The sequence below is a fragment of the Cyclobacterium amurskyense genome (assembly GCF_001050135.1).
Lineage (GTDB): Bacteria > Bacteroidota > Bacteroidia > Cytophagales > Cyclobacteriaceae > Cyclobacterium > Cyclobacterium amurskyense.
In genome coordinates, this window is sequence record NZ_CP012040.1 from 3,434,745 (window position 1) to 3,459,349 (window position 24,605).

Consider the following 24,605-nt stretch of genomic DNA (forward strand, 5'->3'; position numbering starts at 1 on the left):
GAGAGGATCTGTTCTTGTTACTTCAAATTGCTGCCTTATAAAATTCAAGGTACTCTTTTAACGAAGTTGTCAATTAATTAAGGAAATAATGAAAAGAACTATTTTAAGTATTGCATTGGCATTCATTGGTTTGAACAGTTATGCGCAACAACTGGCCTTCCCGACTGCTGAAGGTTATGGGAAATTCACTGTTGGTGGACGTGGGGGCAAGGTTTACGAAGTGGTCCATCTTAATGATTCTGGGGCAGGAAGCCTTCGTGAGGCTGTTGAAGCTGAAGGACCAAGAACAGTTGTTTTCAGGGTTTCAGGAACCATCAAATTGGAAAGTGAATTAAGAATTAAAAATCCATATATCACGATAGCAGGTCAAACAGCTCCTGGCGAGGGCATAACACTCAGGGCTTACCCGTTGATGATAAATGCAGATGAAGTGATCATTCGGTACATCAGGTTGAGACTCGGGAACGAATCAGGAGGTGAAACTGATGCAATATCCAGCAGGTATACTACCAATCTTATTTTGGACCATGTATCGGCAAGTTGGAGTATTGACGAAACCATGTCCATTTACCATGGTAAAAATGTAACAGTTCAATGGTGTATAACATCAGAAAGTCTTTATAAATCCAATCATCAAAAGGGGAATCATGGTTTTGGCGGTATTTGGGGATCAAACTACAGCACCTATCACCACAATTTAATCGCCAATCATTCCAACCGTAATCCACGCTTTGCATCGGGAGGTGGAAATATTGATTTCCGAAACAACGTAGTTTACAATTGGGGATATGAATCTACTTATGGAGGTGAAGTTGCTCAGGTAGGCAATGACAAGTTCAATTTCACTAACATCAATATGGTAGGAAACTATTATAAGGCAGGACCTGCAACAGCACCCGGTCAAATCTCCCACCGTATCGCCTCGCCCTGGTCTCGAAACAAGGCAGCGGACTATGGGAAATGGTACATTTCAGACAACACAGTTGAAGGGAATTCTTGGATTTCAGCGAACAATTGGGTGGGTGGAGTGCAGCCTCAAGGCGGTAGCGAATATTTGGATGGTTTAAAGCTGGAGGAACCTTGGCCATCGATGGCTATCAATGAAGAGTCTGCCGAGGACGCTTTTGTTTCTGTTCTCGAGAACGCGGGTGCTGTTTTTCCTAAGCGTGATGCTGTAGACCTTCGAATTATTGATGAAGTACGCAATGGTTACGCAACTTATGAAGGGGAAACCTACAAAAAGGATCATAAGGTTGCGGATAGTTCTAGAAAGACTGGGATCATAGATACTCAAGAAGATGTTGGTGGATGGCCAGCGCTAAAAAGTAGCCCTGCCATGGTTGATACGGATCACGATGGAATTCCAGATGAATATGAAAAGCAAAATGGTCTAAATCCCAAACAAGTCAGTGATGGAAACAAGGTTGGTAAAGACGGTTATACGATGTTGGAAATTTACCTAAATTCTATTTATTGAACCCTAGAGAGGTATCAACCCAAACGATAGCGGAGAGCAGAAAAACCGTACAATTAAAAAATGCTGCATTTAAATCCGAAACATGCATAAGATGTTTATTGAGTGAAGAAATCACTTCCAAATTAGTAATTCGTTGCTGTTTTTGGCTCTATCTGATAGTTAAATGGTGTCCTTTCCAAGCATCCATTTTGGCTCCGTTGATTCTTTATGACTCAAAAAATCTCGAATTTAATGGAAAGACAACCGAGAAAATCGCATCGAATATAGGTCTAGGCCCTACCATATTAAACCCGAAATATGCAATAGACAATCTATTACGTGCTGAAATCGCTTCAAAATCAGCCACTTCGTTGCTGTTTGAAGATTTCACCATAGCGGTGCTATGCTAAAATCTTCAAACAGCCTGATTGTCTTACAATTGCAACACTTCCCGTAAACACGGGACAGGCTTCACCCCTGACAGTCAGGGCGGAGAAATCCTATTACATAATCCGGGTTGAACCTTACCTATTATTAGTGTTTTTCTGCAATTGCAAAGAATTCAATTTCTAAGACCATCACGGAAGGGCTTCAAAGCTGTTTTATGATATTTTTTTTATCAAGCATAAGTTTACCCTTCTAATACTTTTCCTTTCGACCTTTACATTTTTTCATTTATTCTGAGATTTGATTAATCTTGGGTGAGATGCATTGTTTTTTTTTAAGAAATATTGTCTCTCCATTCTATTTGTATGCTTCCGTCAAAATAACTTTTGGAGGGTCGATTTTTTCACTCAAAATATAAATGAGTTCCATGTACTTAATTTCCCTATTTGATGTTCATTGTTTTACAGCGTATTTTAGTGAAAATTGATTAAATTGAATCGTGTTATATTGTTTATTCAAAATGACCTATGAAAAACATACCGGCAAAGTTACTTTTATTCATTAACCTGATAAGCTTTCAAGCGGCAGCGCAAGTTGCTTTCAATGAGCAAAATTCCCTGTTGATTATAGAAGTTGAGTCGGTAGAAGGGGTAGGGGATTGGTTTCGAGATAGTGTGAATATAGAAGGAGGTACGATCCATTACTTGTATTCCACAACTGAGCACTTTAAAGATCCCGGGAATAAGACACTTAAGTATCCTATTGAAATCAATAATCCTGGGCAATATAAAATCATTTGGCATTCCAAGGTAGGTCTGGGGACCTCTTCAACTGATAACAATGACACTTGGCTTAGAGTGCCTGAGGCAGCAGGGTTTTTTGGGAAAAATGAAGAACATATTGTAAGACCTCACGGAAAATGTCAGGATGATTGTCCCGAAGGAGCGGGAAAGGAAGGTTGGTTTAAAATTTATAGCAATGGCACTACTGACTGGACATGGCGCACCAAAACCAGTGACAATGATCCCCATGAAATTTATGTTTGCTTCGAGAAAAAAGGAATCTATTCGATAGAGGTCTCAGCAAGGTCTGCCAATCATTTTTTGGACAGGATTGTTCTTTACGACCCTGAAAAGCATACTGAGAAAAAGGTTACCAATTTATCTCTGCCGGAAAATGAGAGAAGGTAAATCGATTTAAGTCTTCCCCTTTCCAATTTGTCTTTGGATATTTCCTGTTGAGTCTTGAGGTTGTTTGCTACAATTCTATTTAAGGAATTGTCGCAAACAACGATTGTAATAGTTATGTATTTTTATTCATTGTGTAGTGAAATACAATACATAGTTAAGGTTGGTGGTTACCCCTTTTTTAATCCAAATCTTCGAATTATAACCAATTTTTTTTTAACCTCATTTCACCTCGATTTCGATCTCCATTTGGTTCCATATATAGTTGATCGAATGAGAATTTCCCTGATCGTTTTTCATGGCATCGGACCAGATCAGGATCATTTTTTTACCATCTTCACTGATCCATTTTGGAGAAAGCTTTGGTTGGTAGGTTCTATTGTTGGGATCGTCTACTGTCCAGTATTCCGAATAGTGGAATTGTGTCCATGGGCCATAGGCATTTTCTGAATACCAAAAACCTAGGCTGCCCGTCTCAGTATGCATCCAACTGTGGTAATAATCCTCATCCGAGTTGCTCATGCCATAACCACCATAGGTACCACCGTTGACCATAATGTAAAGACCTAACCCATCGTTCCATACAACAGAAGGCAACCAGGAATACCATCCAAAATAATGGTCTTTACTGCTTTTTTCCGGAAAAGTATGCACATAGCCTCTGTCAGTTATTTTATTTGACCATTGGGGTTCCTTGTTTTGGTCATACTTTGTGAAATATTGCCATTCACTTCGAATTCCGATTTTATCATGAGGTACTCTAGCTAAGGTCAGTTGATGGGCTTTGGCTCCTTCCGGGGAATAAATATAGACGTATTCATCCTTGGCAGTTGAATTGTCTTTGCCGTTTTGCACAAAATCGAAAAAAGAAAAAGGATAAGCCTCTTGGGTTTGATGAGGTATTCCATGCTCCTTTAAAGAAAACATCTCCTGCTCATTGACTACATTTCTCATGCTGTCCATGGCTTTGAGTGCAAGTTCATTTCCTTCTCTGTCTACACGGGACCAAGAATGGCCATTGTCAGTTGACTTCAAAAGTTTAACACCTGTAAAGGGACCTGACCAAGAGGGGCCAGGTGTCTTGGAGGCTGCTGAGTACACCTTTCCGTTTACAGAAACAATCCCATAGCCAAACCAACTTCCTTCTTTGCCACTGAATTCAGGGTAATTGGGTAGGTCTTCCCTTTCAAAGTTTTCTGGACCACCTTTTATTCTATAAAGGTGGTTGTGAATCTGGGAGGCATAATTTTTTTGATCCAGCCAGTTCCCATCGCACATTGAAACAATCTGCGAACCATCCGCTGCCCAGGTGAGACACCAATTGTCACCACTGGCCCCCAATCTTTTTAAAGTTTCTTTGTTGAAGATAACGCCTTCCGGTACAGTTTTTTTACTTTTTTTGGCAATGTTTTTTTTCTCCGTATTGCTTTGGCAGGCAAAGGCTAACAATATTATAGGCAATAGCAGATTGAATCGAAATTTCATGGTGTGATTGCTTAGTTGTGTGGGGTTAAAAGCATTTTTGTAGGTATTGTGGGCTAAAAATTCTAAGCCCAAACGATACCTACGAATTAGTTTAATGAAAAATATTCAAAAACCGGAGATTTATTTTGATTTCCAACACCTTGGGTAGGTTCAGTGAGCACTTAAAGGAATGAAAAATGTAAACCTTAATTTCTTATGGTTATTGTCGAGATTTAAGACCTATTCACTGCCTTAAAACCTCAAGGTATAAGCAAGTTTAACAATGGATTGAATTTCCATGACATTGAATCGGTCTGTAAACCGTTGCCAGTTGTGGTTGTGGACGATGAAAAAAGTATTGCCAGGGTCAATCACCCAGATAAACCTGCTGTTGGGCATAAAGTACAGACAGTAGTGAAAAACATAAATTGTAAACAAAAAATATAATTTTTTTTTGACATGTCCATGTATTATCATTAAATAAGTGAATAATTGGGACTTGTTTGAGTTTATTATACAAAAGGGCTGAGAATTGTGCTAATAGTTAAAGCTCTAGTTGATTTTACGGAAATATTCACCGATAATTACTTGATTTTACATTCTAATCCTAAAAAGGATAAATATATACCCTATTATTAGCATGTTAATCCCAATAAAAACGCCCAAAATTCTATTCTGCTTACTTTTCCTCTTTTCTGGATTGACTCAGGCGGTGAATGCTCAAAATAATTGGTCCCAAAACAATAAGGTAACAAAGAGCGAGAATGGGAAAACACTCCCAAATGTGGTGATCATCCTTGCAGACGATATGGGTTATTCGGATCTTCAAGGTTTCGGTGGAGTAGCCAACACTCCAAACTTGGATGCTTTGGCATCTGAAGGGGTGAAATTCACCAATTGCTATGCCGGTGCTCCCAATTGTTCTCCGTCAAGGGTTGGACTGTTGACAGGTAGGATTCCTGCACGTGCAGGCATGTACAGCTATAGGCCTCCCGGTTCTCCCATGCATCTTCCGGACAATGAAGTAACGATTGCCGAACTACTAAAGCCCGCGGGCTATCAGACCGCTCATTTTGGGAAATGGCATTTGAGTGTTCTTCCCCAAGACCCTAACCTAAATCAGCCTCAACCCCATCGACAAGGGTTTGACTATTCTTTGGGCACCGAAAACAATGCGGAACCTTCTCATCTCAATCCTGTCAACTTTATTAGAAATGGGATCCCAATAGGTGAGCAGGAAGGCTATTCTTGCCAACTAGTAGCAAAGGAGGTAGAACTTTGGTTTGAGCAAAAGTATGAAAAAGAAAAGCCATTCTTTCTCTATGTGGCCTTCCATGAGCCCCATGCAAAAGTAGCTTCACCGGAAAATTTGATCGCTAATTACCCTGGTTATGACAAGAAGACAGCTGAATACTTTGCCAATATAGAAAACATGGATTTGGCAGCCGGTAGGATTTTGCAAGCCTTAAAATCAAAAGGATTGGATAATAATACAATGGTCTTCTTTGCATCGGATAACGGTCCTTATCGGATAGGTTCTCAAGGGGAACTACGCGGATTGAAAGGGGAGGTATATGATGGGGGCATCAAGGTTCCCGGTATTTTCTCCTACCCCGGTTCTTTTCCAGGCAAAAAGGAAATTGACACACCCATTTGGTTCCAGGATCTACTGCCAACCATTGTCGAATTGTGTGGTGTGGCCCTTCCTGAAGACAGAAAATATGATGGGATAAACCTGCTTCCATTATTAGAAGGAGGAGTCTTACAAAGGGAAAGGCCCATGCTGTGGTATTTTTATAGAAGTTCTCCGGAGATTGCCATGCGGAAGGGAGATTATATGTTAATGGGCAGGTCTAATGATAAAGTACCAAGAACCCATGGGGTATCGGATATAGACATGGCTTTTATAAAAAGGATTCAACCCGAGTTTTTTGAATTGTACAATGTAAGTAGTGATGCCGGCCAACAAAAGGACCTTTCCTGTACCGAACCGGAGAAGCTTGAGGACATGAAAAATGAATTGCTGGTACTGCTGGAAGAGATTAAAAAGGAAGGACCAGTATGGGAAGGCCTGCCAATATATGAAGAGAAGAAAGCCAACCACAATAAACCCGAAGAATTCATTCGCAACCAAGAGCGGTTTTTGTTGAAGGTGAAGGAGTGAGTTTTGTAAGGGGTTGATTGTTAGTGTCCTTGCTATTTCCCCTAGAAAGGAAAGGGAAGTTTTCTGATAATAGGGTTAATTTCAATTGGAGGGAATCGGCTGGGAAGGAGCATTTATTCTATATGGATTTGATTTTACGCCTTTTTTTACCATTTTCTCGGTATAGTCTTACCATTTTGGTTGACAGAACCTTTTATTGTCAGATTGAATCTAATGCATAAGTCCCTTTCTAATAGGGGATTTCCAATCCTGTGTATTTATTATTTATATAACTTATATTAGGCTGATGTCTGCCGCTTGCTTTTTATTTCAATTTTCTTTGACTCTGATGAATGAAGGCAAGCAGTACTATTAAAACAATAGATCCTATTTACCTAGAACAATAGCCATGAACGAGAAATTAGACCGTAGAAACTTTATTGGCACCCTCTCCATAGCTGGTACCGGCTTAGCCATTGGTATACCACAGGTAACATTTGGAAGAATAACAGATGCTAAACCTGCCTTATTGGGAGGCCCAAAGGCCCATCCCACAAATTTTCCTGCTTGGCCTATTGTAAAAAAACCTGATGAAAATGCACTTCTGGAAGCCTTGCGAAGTAAAAAATGGGGTCGTCTGAATGGCAAGGCGGTCGCTAATTTTGAAGATGCCTACAAAAACATGAGCGGAGCAAAACATTGTTTGGGTGTATCTAGTGGCACCAGCGCATTGTATACCGCTATGGGGGCTTTAGACATTGGTCCAGGAGATGAAGTTATTATTCCGGTATATACCTTTGTTGCCACTTACAATGTGGTGGTTTTGAATTATGGGCTTCCCAGGTTTGTGGACACGGATATAGAAAGTTTTCAGATAGATGCCAATCAAATTGAAAAGGCCATTACTCCGCAAACAAAGGTCATAATGCCTGTTCATATTGGAGGCTCTCCTGCAGATTTGGATACCATTCTTGGTTTGGGCAATAAACACAATATACCTATTGTGGAGGACGCATGTCAGGCACCGATGGCCGAATGGCAAGGTAAAAAAGTGGGGACATTAGGCCTTACAGGGGCCATTAGTTTTCAATCCAGCAAAAACCTTACTTCTGGTGAAGGAGGGGCTTTGTTGACCAATGACGAGAAATTTGCTGAAAGCTGTTATAATTTCCACAACCAGGGAAGGCATACTAGCGATCCAAACGATCTCTATGCTCCTACCCGAGGAACAAATCTCCGATTGACAGAATTTCAGGGCAGCCTATTGCTTGCTCAGATGGAACGTTTCCCGCAGCAGGTTAACCATCGTTGGGAAAATGCAGCCTACTTAACCAGTCTCTTAAAAGAAATCCCAGGAATTCACCCTGCAAAACTCTATGAAGGTGTAACCAAAAGTGCTTATCACCTATATATGTTTAGGTATGACAAAAGGGAATTTCAGGACATGGACCGCAATAAATTTTTGAAAGCCTTGGTAGCAGAAGGCATTCCCTGTTCTGGTGGATACGGCACGTTAAACAAGGAGAAATACGTGACAGATCTTGCAAAAAACAAGCACTACTTAAAAGTGTATGGTGAAAAAGCGATGAACGATTGGATGGAGCAAAATCACTGTCCGCAGAATGACCAGCTTTGTGAGGAAGCGGTATGGTTTTCACAAACCATGTTGCTTGGGACCCGACAAGACATGGAACAGATTGCGCAAGCCATTCATAAGATCAGAAAGTATTCCGGGGATTTAAAGAAAGCTTAAAATTTGCCATTATGTAGGTTTAGAAGGTTTGGTCATTCCTTTTATCATAATTAATCCCTTATTATTAGATTTAAGGAACTTGGATTGAAACCAGTTTAGTATTTTGCATTGAAAGACATTATGGAAGAAAATAATAATAGCAAACATTCCAGAAGGCAATTTTTATCTACTACTGCTAAAAGCAGTTTAGTGGCCTGCACTTTAGGGTTTCCCTTGAAAGAGTGGAGTCCAAGTACATTTTTAACTGAACCTGTTGAAGGCGAAAATCCGGAAAAGCCAAGTTGGCTCGCTATTAATGATGAGATTTATGGCGCCAAACCTGGTGATATGGGGCCGATTGGTGGAGGGAATGGATATGGCTTTCCAATTGTAAAGGGAGATTTTGAGGCGACAAACTTGGATGAATTGTTGGATGCACTTGCGCAAGCAAAGTCGGGACAAGTTGTCTTTATTCCCGATGAAATAAATATAGACCTAACCACTAGGGTTTTTATTGAAAAGTTGGTTTTAGAAATTCCTGAAGGGGTAACCTTGGCCGGGAACCGCGGATATGAAGGTTCTAAAGGAGGGATGTTGCAAAGCAATGCTTTGGAGACCAAGTTCCTGATTCGTGCCCATGGGCCAGGGGTACGAATATCGGGGCTAAGAATTCAAGGGCCAAATCCTGACCGGCATCTGGAACATCACAAACGCGCTTTTGGACCTGAAGGTTTGGGACGTGATTATTATTACAAATTCCCAGTTTCGAGAGGAATAGTGACGGAATATCCTGAATTGAAAGTGGACAATTGTGAGGTTTCAGCTTTTTCAGGTAGCGGCATTTTTCTTAAAAAGGGTTCTGGACACCATATTCATCATAATTTTATCCATCAATGCCAGTACAATGGCCTCGGTTATGGGATAAGCCATGCCGCAGCTGATTCTCTAATCGAATATAATTTATTCAATGAAAACAGGCATTCTATTGCAGGTACCGGGGTGTCGGGTTGTGGATACATAGCTAGGCATAATATTGAGCTGGGCATATCATTAAGTCATTGCTTTGATATGCATGGAGGCAGGGACAGGAAAGACAATACAGATATTGCCGGGACTACAATAGAAATTTATAACAACACTTTTAATGCGCCTCAAACATCCATAGTGATTAGAGGTGTCCCGGAAGAAAAATGTGAAATACATCACAATTGGTTTGCCAAACATAACGAAACCGAACAGGCTGTTAGGGGCCTTTCAGAAAAAACCATAGCAATGAACAATATCTATGTGGCTGAACTGAAATAAAGATTGATTTAATCGTATCAATTCAATTGCTACACAACAGATGGTTTTGCTGGATAGGCTGTAAAATTTTTTTGCTATCCACTCATTTGGAATTAAATCGCTCATCAGAAATAAGCACAGTGCCGCCACAATGGTGATTTTTTATGCATTTTCCAAAGTTTTCCATCATGACCTATTTCTTTTTTCGGATTTAAATCCATACGTAACATTCCTGAGCTTTCTAATGTTTGTAAAAGGCTTCAGATTAAACCCGAAATATGCAATAGACAATCTATTACGTGCTGAAATCGTTTCAAAATCAGCCACTTCGTTGCTGTTTTCAATTTCACCTTATCGGTGCTATGCTAAAATATCCAAATAGCCTGATTGTCTCGCGATTGTAACACTTCCCGTAAACACGGGACAGGCTTCACCCCTGACATTGTCAGGGCGGAGAGATCCTATTACAATAATCCGGGTTAAACAATTGGTTAATGATTTTGTTTACAAATTATAAACCGTTCGGAAAGTTTGGTATACAATTTGGTCTGGCAAATCAATAGTCCTCTAAAAGAAATCTATTGTTCTCTTCTATTTGTTAGGCTAGATTATCCATCTTGATGGGCATTATTTTGGGAAGAATTTCAGCAATTTATCCAAGTTCTATTACCATATATGGGGTTTACACGTACTCAAGAAAAATTAAAAATACTTGCAGATGCAGCCAAATATGATGTGTCCTGTGCATCCAGTGGTAGCAAGCGGAGCAACACCAATAAGGGGCTCGGTGATGCAACAGGGATGGGGATTTGCCATTCCTACACCGAAGATGGTCGCTGTGTTTCTTTGCTAAAAATATTACTGACCAATCATTGCATTTTTGACTGTGCCTATTGTGTAACAAGAAAAAGCAATGACATCAAGAGAGCCGCTTTTCAGGTGCAGGAAGTGGTGGACCTGACCATTAATTTTTATCGTAGAAATTATATCGAAGGCTTGTTTCTGAGTTCAGGAATCTTCAAAAGTGCAGATTATACCATGGAGCGGTTGGTTGCTGTGGCAAAGAAGTTGAGAACAGAAGAAAATTTCAATGGCTACATTCATCTCAAGTCCATTCCCGGAGCTTCCGATGAATTAATGAAGGAGGCAGGTCTTTATGCCGATAGGTTGAGTGTAAATATTGAAATTCCCACCAAAGAAGGGTTAAAACTATTGGCCCCGGAAAAAAATCGTGAAGACTTTATCAAGCCAATGATAAAAGTTAAAAATGAGATCATCCAATACAAATCTGAAAAAAAGCTAATAAAAAGCACCCCACTATTTGCACCCGGAGGGCAAAGTACGCAAATGATTATAGGGGCTAGCGGAGAAAGTGATCAGCAAATCATGTGGACCTCCAATTATTTTTATAAAAAGTTTGATTTAAAGCGGGTTTACTATTCCGGATATATACCCATCAGTTACGATTCGCGTTTGCCACATATTGGCACAGAAGTACCTATGTTACGAGAAAATAGGCTGTACCAGACAGATTGGTTATTGCGCTTCTATGGTTTTGAAGTGCATGAAATTTTGAATGAGTCCCACAAAAACCTCGACTTGGAGGTAGATCCCAAATTGGGTTGGGCCTTAAGGAATTTGGAATACTTTCCAGTGGATGTGAATACAGCTGATCGGGAAATGTTGGCACGTATACCGGGAGTGGGCATGAAATCAGTGCATAAAATCATTCAGGCAAGACGTTTTAGAAGACTTAATTGGGAGCATTTACAGCGCATAGGTATAGCCATGAACAGAGCCAAATATTTCCTTGTCTGTGCCTCACAGGATTTTGAACGCAGGGATTTAACAGGTCCTCAACTGAAATCACTTATTCTTCAAAACACAACAAGTAAGTATCAAAAAACACTAAGTCCACAAATGAATTTGTTTGTATAAATGCTGAATCTTCAAGATTCCATACTCGTTTACGATGGTAGTTTTGATGGTTTTTTGACCTGTGTATTTCAGGTCTATGATTTGAAATTAAAACAAGTCATTATCCAAAAAGATAGTGAATCCCAAGCCTCTTTATTCGGGAAGCAAAATGTAGTGGCAGCAGATCCGGTTAAAGCAGATCGGGTGTGGAAAGGCTTAGGGAAAAAAACATCAAATGCGGGAAGACTGCGTATTTATTATGGCTTTTTGAGTGAAAAACAGTGGGTTGAAAACCTATTGTTACGTTATATTCAATATATCTTTGAAAGTAGTCTACCGGTTGATTCAGATTTTTCTAATCCTGATGTTTTGGAATTGAGTAAGGTTGCTAAAAGCGTAGGCAGGGAAAAACACCGCATGGAGGCTTTTGTTAGATTTCGATTGACAAAAGACGGGCTGTACTTTGCTACCATTGAACCTGATTTTGATGTACTCCCGCTTATTTCCAAACATTTCAAAAGTAGATATGCCGATCAAAAGTGGGTGATTTATGACCTTAAGCGAAATTATGGCCTCTATTATGATTTGGATAGGGTGGAAATTATCAACTTGACCTTACCCGAGGGATTTGATGCCAGCAAAACATCTCCTGATTATTTTGCTGTTGAAGAAATAGAATTTCAAACCTTATGGAAGGACTATTTTGAAAGTACCAACATCCCTTCAAGGAAAAACATAAAGCTACATGTGCGTCATGTGCCCAAACGATACTGGAAATACCTAAGTGAAAAATAGAGGTGAAAAAGGCATATGGTTTTTAAGAGGGATTGCCTTATCCAAATGCCCTAATAACAATCGGTTCTTATTTAATAGGACATAAAATAGGTTAAAATTGGATCCACCTCCCCATCTATACCAATTTAGTTGTGCATTTCTTTTTTGTAGGAGAAATTAGGTGCAAATTCAAATTAAGAATCCAGCCTGACTAAATCTTTCTATGCCTAACTATCCTAAAGCCATTTCAATGATTATTTTTTTAATAGGAACAAGTTTCTTGGTCCTCGATTTTAGTGGGGATTTTTCCCCTGAGAAAATCAGTAAATCACCTGCCAATGAGGCTGTATGGCTCAATGATGAAGGGATTCCTCGGCTATTTTATGTCAATCGTCCGGGAAATGCAGACAAGATAATGTCCATGGATTGGACAGGGGAAGGGTTGAGTGAAGCAAAGGAAGAGTTTGCTTTGCCAGGACAAGCATATTATGCCTTACAAATGGTTCATAGTAGCAATAATGACTTGATCTCCGTTTTTCATATTTTTGGTAAAGGGGAAAATGGATACCGAGGTAGGCACTTGGATCTTTGGGTCAATAGAAGAGTAAATGGGGAATGGGGAGAACCGTTTAAGATATACAATGGGTATGTGGGGGCAATCCGAGGCTTGATAAAGCTAAAGAGCGGAAGGTTGCTGTTGGCTTTTTCCAGGGCAGTTCCTGAAAGGGAAAAAGCCCCCCAAAATGGAGAGGTGGATTATGGGTGGAACAATATTGTATCCATGTATTCTGATGATGATGGTAAATCCTGGGATATCTCAAAAAAACCAATAGAAATTGAAATAGACAATACCAAAACTACTCGATATGGAGGCATTGAGCCGGAACTAGTGGAAATGCGAAATGGTGAAATTTGGATGTTGATTAGAACTACACATGGGGTATTGTACCAATCTTTTTCAAACGATGGAGGAGAAACCTGGGAGAAAGCCAGGCCAACATCCTTTATCTCCTCAGATTCTCCTTCTTCAGCACTGCGGCTAAAGGATGGTAGATTGATTGTGTTCTTTAACAGTTGCCAGCGTTATGATAAACCCAATTCTTATGCAATGGGAGGAAGAGAAGTGCTTCATGCTGCTATCAGTGGGGATGATGGCTTGACATGGGAAGGCAATAGGGAAGTAGCCTTAGAGCATGCGGAAGTTCCCGAAAAGGGTGATAGAGGTACAGCCTATTCATCTGCCATAGAGATTGAAGAGGGAAGGGTTTTATTGGTTTCAGGTCAGGGAGAATCCAAGGCAATTTATATCCTGGAGCCCGATTGGCTGGAAGAGAAAAGTCAGGTAAAATACCTTTCTTTAGATGCTGCTCAGAAAGACTTACCATTAGCCATAGGAAAAGAAATGGATAAATCACATGGAGATACATTGGTGTTTTCATCTTTATCCCATGAGGATGTGGTTATAAACTTCCCAGCAAGCAAAGAGGGCAGTATTCAAATTGGGCCTTTGTCTGTTAATGAATTGTATGATTTAGGTTTTGCTTTGACAGATCATTTTTCGGCACCCGCAGATTCGGAGGCCTTTTCTGCGTCAATGTTTAATTTTGACTTGTCGGAGTATTTGGATAAAAAGAAGGTTTCGGAAGAGGTATTACTAAAAATGAAATGGAACCTTGCTGCCTCTGATGCTCAGCTCCAGGTTTTTAGCGGGGAGGATTTATTAGCTACTTTTAATTCGGATAGGGCCACTTTTATGGGGTTGAATTACTTAAGAATCAAGTCGGGGAGTAGCTTCCCTAGAAAAAAAGAGGTGATTCCAGTGGTTTTTAGAGGGAAATAATGCTGAGGGTTGAACTTTAATCATAGGCCTCAGCTGTTTTGTTATTTGCTTAATTTCTTTGAGGTTTAACTACGCTATTGATGCACCAAATGAATGCCCTACCAATTGGTTGTTAATGAATAAGTCTAGCTCAACAATTGATTTTTTTCGCAAAACCTCTCTCATATCTATTTTATGCAATTTTATATCATCAATTAAGGTTAGGAATTTTATTGTTCGGTAAAACCATTGGCTGGTGTTGCTAACAGCATTCTCCAGGTAAAATTTTGACATGGAAATAATGATATCAATTGCTAAATTGTTGTTGTCTGGATTTTGATAGGTGACAGATTTATGCGCATAATTAATAATACAATGTTTGGTGATGTCCTTGTCATTGAATGGATACCTTGACACAATGTCATTATTACTACTTTCGACCAACTATCCGTAAATATTTTAAATCGTTTTTTGTCAGTTTAAAATTACCAACCTCTTCTTTTAATCTTTGTTTTTCCTTCGATAAAAAACAGCTCATGTTTTGGCTATTTCTGCTCTCAGCGTATTAAACCCGAAATATGCAATAGACATTCTATTACGTGCTGAAATCGCTTTAAAATCAGCCACTTCGTTGCTGTTTTCAATTTCACCATAGCGGTGCTATGCAAAAATCTCCAAACAGCCTGATTTTCTTGCAATTGCAACACTTCCCGTAAACACGGGACAGGCTTCACCCCTGACATTGTCAGGGCGGAGAAATTCTATTACATAATCCGGGTTAAATGAAATTTATTATCTGGAGAAGGCTTGAATTTCGTCTATTGCTCCTGCATTAAATGCTCGGTCCACAAGGTCATAATCCAATCTCCTATTAAAAAACAAGCCACAATAATTGCGCTGAATAAGCGTCCCATTAAATAAATAATACTCCAGACGTAAAACCCCCATTTCATTTTCAACTAAACTTAAAGCAAAGTCTACATATCGGGTCATTGCCAAACTGGATTCTTCAGTCAAATGGCTTATTATATAGTCTACATCTTCAGCATTTCCATTCTCTGCCCTTGCAATCAATTCTCCCAATTTTCCGCTAAACTTGTTTTTTGCCATTTTATTTTAGGTTTTATTGAGGCCATTGAGGTTTTTGATTGGCACTGGGAATCGGCATTTTTCTTTTGAGATAAAGTTCTGGTTTTATGTGGCTAGTATAAACAAATCATGTTAGTGCTCTGGCTTTTATTCTTTATTTCTGTTCTTAACCGGTATTACAAATTTTAGTCCGGACCAAATCTCATCTATTGCGCAAACTTTTATGTCCACAAGGCCGGTCTCCAATCCTATTTTCCTTACTTTATTTCCATTAAGATCTGTTTCTACTTTTGACGATTTTTTAGGCCATGAGATCCATATAATTCCATTTTGTTCGATTTCCTGACTCAATTGATTGATGATATTATTGAGTTCAGCCTCTTCTTTGGCAAAAACATGTATAAAATCCTTTTTAGTGTTTAAATCCAATATGGCATGCGTGTTTGAAGGGAAATCTGTAAACAGGTTAAAATAATAATCTGGGCCGTTCACAATTTTTATTTTGAAGCCATCTTTAATGCCTAGCTTTTTTGCAAGGGGAGTGCCGGAGTAGCCTGATGTATTCATAGGATAATGTATTTACTTTAGCTCGTCCACAGCAATCATTTATACCCTAGATAATCCTCATTAACGCCTGAAATTGGACCAAGTGTCTTGCATTGAGGGTTTTTTTCAAGTATCAATTTATGAAATTCTGACCATAAATCAATCGGTGGTATTGTTTTTTATATAGAGAAGAAATACCTGTTTTTGGAAGTAAATTACTTTGGTTTGGTATTTCACCCTTTAGAAGAATTTGCGAATGCAGTCTATATGTGGTAAAACTGAAGTCTAAGCAGAGTAAAAAAATCTCAATTACATTGAAACCAAAAAGAAGCTAAAATAAAGTGGTAATTTACGTCCCAAGATATAAGTGTAAAGCTTTATCCGTTTACTCATTCCTGAATGGGTACCATAAATTAATTCATTAAGATTCGAAAAAATGAGTAAAACAAGGTTTGTTATAACGGGCTTGTTATTTCTAGTAGTTACACTGTCTGGATTTGGGCAGGAGAAACAACCCAATATTATTTTTATTATTTCCGATAGTCATCGTTCAGAGGCCTTAGGAGTGGCTGGGAATTCTTTTGTGCAGACGCCTCATCTAAACCAATTGGCTCAAGAGGGAGTAAGGTTTGAAAATGCTTATGTCACGACCGCAATCTGTACCGGAAGCAGGGCCAGTTTCTTTACTGGACAATACATGTCCCGTCATGGAATAGAGGATTTTGCCACGGATTTTTCCGAAGAGGCTTTGTTGGAAACCTATCCATTGGTACTCAAAAAAGGAGGGTATAAGATCAGTCTTATTGGCAATTGGGGCATAGGGAAAAATCCTCCTGTGTCGCACTTTGATCATTGGGACAGTAAAATCCCATGGCGAACAACCTCAGGCCTGCACCAAACAGACAATATTGTACAGAAAGCGGTAAATTACCTCGATAAGTACCAATCGGAGGCGCCTTTTTTCTTGTCTCTCGGTTTTTCTGCCGCACATGAGATTGATCCTACTAAAGATAAACCTGCAACTTATGATGTTCAGGAACGGTACCTTCCTTTGTATGAAAATATCGAGATCCCTTTTCCGGAGACCGTGGCCCCTGAGTACTGGGATAATTTCCCTGATTTTTTCCGAACCGATAAAAATATCGCCAGGTCTAGATGGCAAGGTTTCTTTTCAAGTGCTGAGCTTTTTCAAAAAAATGCAAAGAATTATTACCGCATGGTAACCGGCCTGGACGATGCCGTAGGTACAATCATGCAAAAACTAAAAGAGCTAGGTATAGATGAAAATACGATTGTCATCTATACCAGTGACCACGGTTTCTCTTTAGGCGAACATGGGTTGATGGGGAAATGGTATCCCTTCGAAGCATCCATCAGGGTTCCATTAATTATATATGATCCAAGAAACCTTGAATCTAATGGAAAGGCAACGGAGAAAATCGCATTGAATATAGATCTGGGCCCCACCATATTAAAATTAGCTGATCTTGAAATACCAAAGTGCATGCAGGGAATCGACCTGTTGGAGATGATTTCGTCCAACAAAAAAAGATTAGATAGAAAGGAGTTTTTCTACGAGCATGAATTCTTGGGGAGCCCGCAACTCCTGAAATCTCAGGCTGTAATCCGAAAAGACATCAAGTACATTTATTATCCAGAACATGATTACGAGGTATTATATGATTTGAAGAATGATCCCAATGAAACCGTTAATGTTGTTAACTCTCCAGGTTATGCCAGGAAAGTCAAGAACTTACGAACGAGCCTTCGCAACTTAAAGCAGTCAGTAAAATAACAGGAATGAATTTCCCTCAATTAAATCCTTCCTGAACTTCTACGATTTGCGTGGAACTCTATTTTGCACCAATTAGAATTTGATAATTGTTTGGTTTTCAGACTAAAAATTTAATGTTTTGTTATGTCTTTATCTTTTTAGGTCTATTCGGCTGTGTTTATACAGGGAATTCCTTACGAATAAATCATGAAATTATCAATTTAAAAGTGGGCTTAAAACGAATTAATTGTTTTTAAATACTTTTTTATATATTTGAATTACATTTTTATGATTTTTAAATTATTTCATTTACCTTTGACTAAATATTTAAAAGGACATTTTTGTTAAAATTATTTAATCGTTTTCATGATGAAAAAAACATTACTTTTGGCTGCTATAGCCCTTGTCTTTATTGCACTTCCTAAAGTTTCTTTAGGGCAAGTTTCTTTCTCCCATTCTTTAGGAGCAGCTTACTATGTAAGTACTTCTACCATCATAACTGAATATTCTGAGTCCACCTCTACGATTGGCTCTCCTGCCATATTGTATTCTCCAAGAATTAATGTGGTTGAATTAGGTGAAGAAATGACTGTCTCTGTTGGTACACACTTGGGTTTGGGATTCAGTGCTGACACCAGTACAGGGAGCGCATCCTTTGCATTGGATTTACCTGTAGTTGCCGAAATAAACTTTGGCCACGGAGCCCATGCTGATACCAGGTCTTCAGTAGGGGGTTATGCTGGCGTAGGTTATGGTATTAACAGATTAGGTGGTGGAAGTGATTTTGATGGTGTCTCTACCAATAAAGCTTCAGGACCTGTTCTTAATGGAGGTGTTCGTGCCTTAATTAACGGCATTCCAGTAGGATTAAGGGTTTCCTATTTATTAAACATGGAAGAAGGAGGAAATGTTGCAGGAATTGGCGCATTCTATACTTTCGGTTTTTAATAAAGCCTGAGCCTAATTTAAAGAAGGCAGGTTCCTAAATCAAACCTGCCTTCTTTAATTCATACCAAATTAGTGTCTTCCGCATAGTAAATGAATTCAATTGCTAAGACCATCACAAATGGACTTTAAAGCAGTTTTTTAGCTAAGTATAAGTTTCCACCTAATTTTACTAGTTTTTCCGATCCTTAATTTTTTTTATTTGTTCTGAGATTTGATCAATCCTGAGTGAGTTGAGGTGCTTTTTTATCGGAAAGATTGTCCCTCCATTCAACTTGTATGCTTCCATCAAAAAAACTTATGGTGAGCCTATTGATATCTCCCTCCCAGATAAAGGTATCATTAAAGATCTTTTCGGTAGGAGGACCGAATTTTTTATTAAAGAAATTGATGAAGTCTTTGAACCCACTTTCCATATTGGGTAGGTCACGTTTGTTAAATGTCCATCGACATTTATATAACAGACCGGATAAATAAATCAACCTCAGGTCATGGGCTTCTACGCCATTAATAATTCTCAAGGGATGGCCTTGATAAATTCCTTCCTGTATTCCGGCTTCTAAATTTCTTTTAAGACTTTCAAGTGAGGCGCCAAGTTCAAGACCATTAATACTTTTCACCTTGTCTATTGACTCTTGAGCAAAAAGCACTGGACTAAAAAGCAGCAAAAGATGATTTTTGAAAAATTCATTTATTAAATATTTATGGTTTTAGCTTTGTATAAAAATCAATCCTTCGAACGTTTATTTGATCCTGTCATTTTATTTTAACCCAGTATTTCAATAGCGTTTCCTGAATTTTCTTAGTCTGCCCTGATTTTTTTTCGGGGAAGTTTTCCCATCAGGCATTAGGTTGTCTATCGTCCTTTAGGGTTCATTTTGTTCAAATTTCCTCAAGGCTGGAGACTCCTATTATCGGCATCATGTGGTATTAAGAATAAAGTAAAAGTTTCTCTTGTTAGCCATTATTAAATTAAGTGTTTCGGAGAAATACCCAATCGATTTCTACTTAATTTTATTTGAAACTTAGGTGTAAACCTGTATTCCTACCTCGAAATACGCTCTGAAAAGTCTAAAATATAAAATGGCAATAAATATACTATCATTGCTCTAAACATTTTAAAATCAGATTTAGTCGTTTATAAGCATTTAAATAAATGGATAATATTGATTAGATTTACAGACAAGTGATTTTGACCAAAATGGAAATAGAAAAACCCGAAACCAAAAAATGCTTGCACTGTGCCAAGCCAATTACTGGAAGATTGGACAAAAAATACTGTAATGATTATTGTCGCAATAGCTATAACAATCAGACTAAACGTGCAGATGACAAGCAGATCCAAAAGGTAAACAGCATTATCAGAAAAAACCGCCGGATATTGAAAACACTTTGCCCTGTTGGCAAGGCAACCGTAAGTAAAGAAGTACTTGATGCCATGGGCTATAATTACCGGTTTTTGTCTGGAGTATATCGGTCCCCTGCTCCTGCTAACCTTGTCTATTTCATCTGCTACGATTATGCCTTCAGTCCACTAAATGAGGATGGCAAGGACATGGCATTAATCGTAAAAAAAGAAGACCACTTTGATCAATTTCTTGAAAATCCCTGGTTGGCTTAAGGTAGCTAAAATAGGTTTGAAGATAGATTGGCAATTTATCAACATCTTTATGAATATTTGATAAATGCTTATTAAGAGTTTATTGGTTAACATCTTCATTTTTTTAACAATCGCTTGCAACAATGACACTGAGGAGGCACCCATAATTGAAAAAACAGCCCGAATAGAAATTGCTTTTGAAGGAAGTGTGGAACAGTACCTCATTAATTTCGGAGTCCACTCCCTCTACCAAGGCCAAAGCGATTTTGTCAGTGCATCCATCCTTCAACCAAACGACCTTGAATGGACCCAAGTCATCGATGAGGCCAATACCTTTAACCTTTCCACCACTTCCAACTTTTCCGAGCTTGTAGTTGAATCAGAAGAGCCTGTTCATACTCTCGGGTTTAATTTTAATGTTGTCCACACAGGTGATATTCCCGATGAAGACTTCGATGATTTAAGTGCTACTATCAAGGTTTTTGGAGACAATACAGAAGTTCAGGCTTTCCAATATACCGCTAGACTGGTAGGGGAAGTTTCGGAGGCTTTGAGTGAGGTGGTGAGGTTTTAAGTAAGTAAATTTAAATTTTTGGTTTTATTTTTAGAGATTGTGAGAAAATGTAATTGGGGGTAGGAAACTCAATTTTACCTCAAACAAGAGGTATATTTCGAGTAAAAGAAAAAGTAAAACCTTAGTAAACTGAGGCAGTAGGATTTCTTTCAAAATTCCAAACTTAAATTTTTAAATAGAATTGATTTGGCATTACCTATTAATATATTGGATCTGATCAATGGGCGGGCAGTGGAATCCGAACGCATAGAATACAAGAAGGGCTGGAACCCTGGCCCCATCTACCGATCCATCTGCGCTTTTGCCAATGATTTCGATGATATTGGTGGTGGCTATATTATTGTGGGAATTGAAGAGGAAAATGGCAGACCACTATTACCTCCTGCAGGATTAAGTGGTGAAGAACTCGATGGCATTCAAAGAGAAATGATCCAGATGAATAATCTGATTAATCCTGCCTATCATCCCAAAATCAGCGTTGAAGAAATTCAGGGCAAGCATATACTTGTCATATGGGCCTTTGCGGGAGACAACAGGCCATACGAAGTTCCGGCTGAAATTAAGGCGAAGGATAAAAAGTATTATTACTACATACGTTATGGGTCCAGCTCGGTCAGGGTAAATAAAAACCAAAGGGAAGAGCTAATCTCCCAGAGTGGAAAAACACCTTATGATGACAGACCAAACACACAGGTTAGCTTCGATGAAGTTTCGCTGACCCTGGTGCGGGATTATCTGAAAAAAGTAGAAAGTAAACTTTTGGCCTCCATGGAAACCCTTTCAAAGGAACAACTGCTTTCCCAGATGCAATTGCTTTATGGTCCACCGGAAAGACTACATCCCAGGAATGTAGCCTTGATGATGTTTACCGAAAATCCTGAAAAGTATTTCCCTTACTCCCGGGTTGAGATTGTGCATTTCCCCAAGGGTGAAGCGGATCCGGAGTTTTTTGAGGCACCTTATATTTCTGGTCCGGTGGATTACATGATCAATCGCACCATGGATTACCTTAAGATCAATGTACTGAAACAGATGACCCGAAAAATTAAGGGGCAGTCCGAATCTTTGCGTGTTTGGAATTACCCTTATGAGGCATTTGAAGAGGTAATAGCCAATTCGCTTTATCATAGAGAATACCAAACCCGGGAACCAGTAGAAATCCGGATTTATCCGGAAAAGGTAATGGTGATCAACTATGGAGGACCGGATAGGAGTATTAAGTTAACTGAATTTCAAAAAAGCAGCGTTTTTCCCCGCAGGTACCGAAACAGGCGCTTAGGGGATTTTCTTAAGGAACTGGATTTAACAGAAGGCAAAGCAACAGGAATTCCTACCATCCGTAAGGTAATGAAAGTCAATGGCTCTCCCATGCCGGACTTTATCACAGATGAGGAACGGAGTTTCTTTCAGGTAAATGTTCCCATTCATCCTTGGTTTTTGGAAGAGATTGAGAAGAGGGAGATACCCCCCCAAATACCCCCCCATATACCCCCCCTAATCCCCCCCCAATCCGGAGATGAACCCGACACAATACCCGTCACAATCGGTTTGCCAGAGAAGCAAAAAGGGATCGTACAATTGATAGCAAAAGATCCAAAGGTTTCAGTAAAGACAATTTCTGAAAAGTTAGAGATAAACTACTACACCGCTAAAGAACATGTAAATACCCTTAAGGAGAAAGGTGTTTTAGAGAGGGTAGGAGGGACCAGGGGATATTGGAGGCTGATTCTTTCAAGGCCTAAGTGATTTCGAAAGTAAAGTGGTAAGTACTAGGTTCGGTGAGGCAGTTGAAATATAGTCAAATCACATAAATTGAATTGGACTCAGTTCGACGATTAAGTCAATAGCTTGTTGAAAATTGACTTGAACAAATTTTGCAGAATTGAAAATGAATAGTTTTGTTGGAATTGACCCAAAAAACTGTACCGTAAAATGGGGCAAGAAATGCACTCAAATTGGATTTAAATTTCTATAGAAAATGAAAAGAGATTTGGAATTAATAAAAAAAATCCTGCTCCGGATGGAGGAGGATACCGATCCATTCAAACCCAAAAACACTGTTTTCGTGGAAAATGTTGAAAAACATGAATTCTACTATCACTTAAAATTATTGTGGCAAGGAGAGTTGATAGAGGCAAAAGTGCTTAACAATAATTCAGGAGAATACTATTATCCAACGGCTTTAACCTGGGAGGGCCATGAATTTTTAGGTGCATTAAAAAATGATACCGCATGGGCAAAGTTGAAGAAGAACGTGATATCCAAAGGCACGGATGTCCCATTTTCCGTGTTGAAGGAGTTATTGTTTTCGTGGATAAAAGTAGAGTTAATGTGAAATATTTTATTGAAATGTAGAGAGTTACTCTATCTTAAATTCGGCATCATCCGGCAAGAAGGAAAAAAAATTGTTCCCCTTTTATTCTAATTATTAGGTGTTAAAGACGCAAAATGCCAAACAAATGACTTACCAAAGGTATGGGCTATTTTTTCACCTGCATCTGGTTTGACTGTCTGAAATGTTCCAAGGAACTACGGCATAATAGGAAGGGAATGACTGAGATGCTTTATCCGGTGCTTAGTGAAAAACTCCCCTGCGCATCATTCATTTAGCCCTCCAGTGCCCTCGGTAAGCACATTGTGAAACGTTTTAATTTATTATCAGAACCCCCAGAGATGCTTTATAACCAGGGAAAATCTGCCATGACAGACTATCATATCATCGCCGCTATAGCCAACATTCAAGTCGACAAAGCTCGGGAGATTCTTGCCCTAGCAAACAATAAACTATCTGAATTGGCCAAGTGGGACATGGAAAAATGGCTGAAAATAGAAGGAATTGAATATGCCAGGGCCACGGCTATGGTAACTTCATTTGAATTGGGTAGAAGAAGGATGTTTGAACAACCGGATAAAAAAATCAAAATCAACTGTTCTCAGGATGTTTACAATTGCATGAAACCATTCCTTTTTTCTGGTTTGTGCGGGTGCTTTTTAGTTTAAAATTTTAATTCTGTTTTTCAGTATCGAAAATTTGCAATAATGGGTGTCTCAGTATATTTTTAACCTATGTTTATCAGGCGAAAAAGAAATGCAAGTGGTAGTTTTAGTGTACAAATTATTCAAAAAGTAGGTAGGATCAACAAAGTTGTTAAGACTATGGGTTGTTCTTCGGATGGAAGTGAGTTGGATACTATGGAACGAGAAGCCAGATCAGAAATTGATCGGCTTAGAGGGCAGGTAACCATTTTTTACCAGAGCAAAGAACATTAGCCTCGCCCCAAATCTGACCACAATTTTCAACATTCTTAAAGAATTGGTCATCCCTTATAAGATCCTTGGACAGGTCAATCTGGAATTTAAGTTGGAAACTTTAATTATCTGGCAGGATTTTAAAATAAAGAAACTTTCATTTTCAGCAAATAAGGCTTTAGAACTAATAATAAAGATTTATCAGATAAGAGTGTATTGCCAGAGTCTAAAACCTACACCACAATACTTTTAAAACAAACAGGTGAACACCAAAAATTTATCACAGCTATCATGAAAACTTAGCTAGGTGTCCCATCGCGTATTACAGAAAAAAAAGTAACTATAGAGACTTTAGGTAGTTATGGTTTTGTTTAGCAGAGAAGGAGAGGATCGAGCGTTAAAAAACAGTCCAGTGGACTGTTTTAGCGTGGGGCCAGCCTGCAGGGTGGCTCCCGACGACTCAAAAAAAATAGCCAGGCAATTTGCCTAGCTATTTTGTGCAGAGGAGGAGGGATTCGAACCCCCGGTACCTCGCGGTACAACGGTTTTCAAGACCGCCGCATTCGACCACTCTGCCACTCCTCTAGTTGGGTCTGATGCTTTAATAAAACTTGTTAATTCATTGAATTAAATACAAGCCTTTTATTCTTTAATTTTTGATTACA

At 39.0% G+C, this 24,605-nt stretch carries 20 protein-coding genes, 1 tRNA gene and 1 pseudogene; 16 read left to right on the forward strand and 6 right to left on the reverse strand.

Annotated features, from left to right (window positions below):
• Nucleotides 1–88 precede the first annotated feature (88 nt).
• Together CA2015_RS14245 and CA2015_RS14255 are read left to right on the forward strand one after the other, a co-directional pair.
• Nucleotides 89–1,477, forward strand: coding sequence for a pectate lyase family protein (locus tag CA2015_RS14245; RefSeq protein ID WP_048642501.1), 1,389 nt, complete (start codon nucleotides 89–91; stop codon nucleotides 1,475–1,477).
• Nucleotides 1,478–2,370: 893 nt separating this feature from the next.
• Nucleotides 2,371–3,033: a hypothetical protein gene (locus tag CA2015_RS14255; RefSeq protein WP_048642503.1), complete on the forward strand. Its 663-nt coding sequence runs from the start codon at nucleotides 2,371–2,373 to the stop codon at nucleotides 3,031–3,033.
• A 219-nt stretch (nucleotides 3,034–3,252) separates the two neighbouring features.
• On the opposite strand, the gene CA2015_RS14260 is transcribed toward CA2015_RS14255, so the two are convergent.
• Entirely contained in the window at nucleotides 3,253–4,515 is a 1,263-nt protein-coding gene (locus CA2015_RS14260) for a DUF4185 domain-containing protein (protein ID WP_157470478.1), read from the reverse strand.
• Between the two features lie 619 nt (nucleotides 4,516–5,134).
• On the opposite strand from CA2015_RS14260, the gene CA2015_RS14265 reads away from it, so the two are divergent.
• The 6 genes from CA2015_RS14265 (at nucleotide 5,135) to CA2015_RS14290 (ending at nucleotide 14,184) form a co-directional block, all read left to right on the forward strand.
• The gene (locus CA2015_RS14265; RefSeq protein ID WP_048642505.1) at nucleotides 5,135–6,658 is read left to right on the forward strand and encodes a sulfatase-like hydrolase/transferase; all 1,524 of its coding nucleotides are present in this window, start codon (nucleotides 5,135–5,137) and stop codon (nucleotides 6,656–6,658) included.
• A 388-nt stretch (nucleotides 6,659–7,046) separates the two neighbouring features.
• Nucleotides 7,047–8,390, forward strand: a complete 1,344-nt coding sequence (locus tag CA2015_RS14270) for a DegT/DnrJ/EryC1/StrS family aminotransferase (RefSeq protein ID WP_048642506.1) — start codon at nucleotides 7,047–7,049, stop codon at nucleotides 8,388–8,390.
• 120 nt (nucleotides 8,391–8,510) lie between these two features.
• On the forward strand, nucleotides 8,511–9,674 hold the full coding sequence (locus CA2015_RS14275; RefSeq protein ID WP_048642507.1) for a right-handed parallel beta-helix repeat-containing protein: 1,164 nt from the start codon (nucleotides 8,511–8,513) through the stop codon (nucleotides 9,672–9,674).
• A gap of 654 nt (nucleotides 9,675–10,328) precedes the next feature.
• Entirely contained in the window at nucleotides 10,329–11,591 is a 1,263-nt protein-coding gene (locus tag CA2015_RS14280; protein ID WP_048642508.1) for a putative DNA modification/repair radical SAM protein, read from the forward strand.
• Nucleotides 11,592–12,365, forward strand: coding sequence for a TIGR03915 family putative DNA repair protein (locus CA2015_RS14285; RefSeq protein WP_048642509.1), 774 nt, complete (start codon nucleotides 11,592–11,594; stop codon nucleotides 12,363–12,365).
• A 229-nt stretch (nucleotides 12,366–12,594) separates the two neighbouring features.
• Nucleotides 12,595–14,184, forward strand: coding sequence for a sialidase family protein (locus CA2015_RS14290; RefSeq protein ID WP_169786482.1), 1,590 nt, complete (start codon nucleotides 12,595–12,597; stop codon nucleotides 14,182–14,184).
• Between the two features lie 69 nt (nucleotides 14,185–14,253).
• On the opposite strand, the gene CA2015_RS14295 is transcribed toward CA2015_RS14290, so the two are convergent.
• From CA2015_RS14295 to CA2015_RS14305, 3 genes are all read right to left on the reverse strand, one after another.
• Nucleotides 14,254–14,607, reverse strand: a complete 354-nt coding sequence (locus CA2015_RS14295; RefSeq protein WP_048642511.1) for a hypothetical protein — start codon at nucleotides 14,605–14,607, stop codon at nucleotides 14,254–14,256.
• A gap of 348 nt (nucleotides 14,608–14,955) precedes the next feature.
• A complete protein-coding gene (locus tag CA2015_RS14300) occupies nucleotides 14,956–15,273 on the reverse strand; it encodes a hypothetical protein (protein ID WP_048642512.1) in 318 nt (105 codons plus the stop codon).
• 126 nt (nucleotides 15,274–15,399) lie between these two features.
• Nucleotides 15,400–15,819: a DUF3052 family protein gene (locus CA2015_RS14305; RefSeq protein WP_048642513.1), complete on the reverse strand. Its 420-nt coding sequence runs from the start codon at nucleotides 15,817–15,819 to the stop codon at nucleotides 15,400–15,402.
• A 415-nt stretch (nucleotides 15,820–16,234) separates the two neighbouring features.
• On the opposite strand from CA2015_RS14305, the gene CA2015_RS14310 reads away from it, so the two are divergent.
• Both CA2015_RS14310 and CA2015_RS14315 read left to right on the forward strand, forming a co-directional pair.
• Nucleotides 16,235–17,593 (forward strand): sulfatase family protein, encoded by a 1,359-nt coding sequence (locus tag CA2015_RS14310; RefSeq protein WP_048642514.1) that lies wholly within the window; start codon nucleotides 16,235–16,237, stop codon nucleotides 17,591–17,593.
• Between the two features lie 345 nt (nucleotides 17,594–17,938).
• The gene (locus tag CA2015_RS14315) at nucleotides 17,939–18,520 is read left to right on the forward strand and encodes a hypothetical protein (RefSeq protein ID WP_157470480.1); all 582 of its coding nucleotides are present in this window, start codon (nucleotides 17,939–17,941) and stop codon (nucleotides 18,518–18,520) included.
• A gap of 215 nt (nucleotides 18,521–18,735) precedes the next feature.
• On the opposite strand, the gene CA2015_RS14320 is transcribed toward CA2015_RS14315, so the two are convergent.
• Nucleotides 18,736–19,185 (reverse strand): hypothetical protein, encoded by a 450-nt coding sequence (locus CA2015_RS14320; protein ID WP_048642516.1) that lies wholly within the window; start codon nucleotides 19,183–19,185, stop codon nucleotides 18,736–18,738.
• Between the two features lie 533 nt (nucleotides 19,186–19,718).
• On the opposite strand from CA2015_RS14320, the gene CA2015_RS14325 reads away from it, so the two are divergent.
• The 6 genes and pseudogenes from CA2015_RS14325 to CA2015_RS14350 form a co-directional block, all read left to right on the forward strand.
• On the forward strand, nucleotides 19,719–20,138 hold the full coding sequence (locus CA2015_RS14325) for a hypothetical protein (protein WP_048642517.1): 420 nt from the start codon (nucleotides 19,719–19,721) through the stop codon (nucleotides 20,136–20,138).
• 64 nt (nucleotides 20,139–20,202) lie between these two features.
• Nucleotides 20,203–20,691 (forward strand): hypothetical protein, encoded by a 489-nt coding sequence (locus CA2015_RS14330; protein WP_048642518.1) that lies wholly within the window; start codon nucleotides 20,203–20,205, stop codon nucleotides 20,689–20,691.
• A 186-nt stretch (nucleotides 20,692–20,877) separates the two neighbouring features.
• Complete coding sequence (locus CA2015_RS14335; protein WP_084011792.1) at nucleotides 20,878–22,437, forward strand: RNA-binding domain-containing protein; 1,560 nt, start codon at nucleotides 20,878–20,880, stop codon at nucleotides 22,435–22,437.
• 232 nt (nucleotides 22,438–22,669) lie between these two features.
• Nucleotides 22,670–23,026: a DUF2513 domain-containing protein gene (locus CA2015_RS14340; protein ID WP_048642519.1), complete on the forward strand. Its 357-nt coding sequence runs from the start codon at nucleotides 22,670–22,672 to the stop codon at nucleotides 23,024–23,026.
• 338 nt (nucleotides 23,027–23,364) lie between these two features.
• Nucleotides 23,365–23,691, forward strand: coding sequence for a JAB domain-containing protein (locus tag CA2015_RS14345; protein ID WP_048642520.1), 327 nt, complete (start codon nucleotides 23,365–23,367; stop codon nucleotides 23,689–23,691).
• Nucleotides 23,692–23,757: 66 nt separating this feature from the next.
• Nucleotides 23,758–24,038 (forward strand): annotated as a pseudogene (locus tag CA2015_RS14350) (IS1634 family transposase); the annotation flags it as partial.
• Nucleotides 24,039–24,440: 402 nt separating this feature from the next.
• Here the strand turns inward: CA2015_RS14350 and CA2015_RS14355 are convergent.
• Nucleotides 24,441–24,525: transfer RNA gene (locus tag CA2015_RS14355), tRNA-Ser, on the reverse strand.
• Between the last annotated feature and the right edge of the window lie 80 nt (nucleotides 24,526–24,605).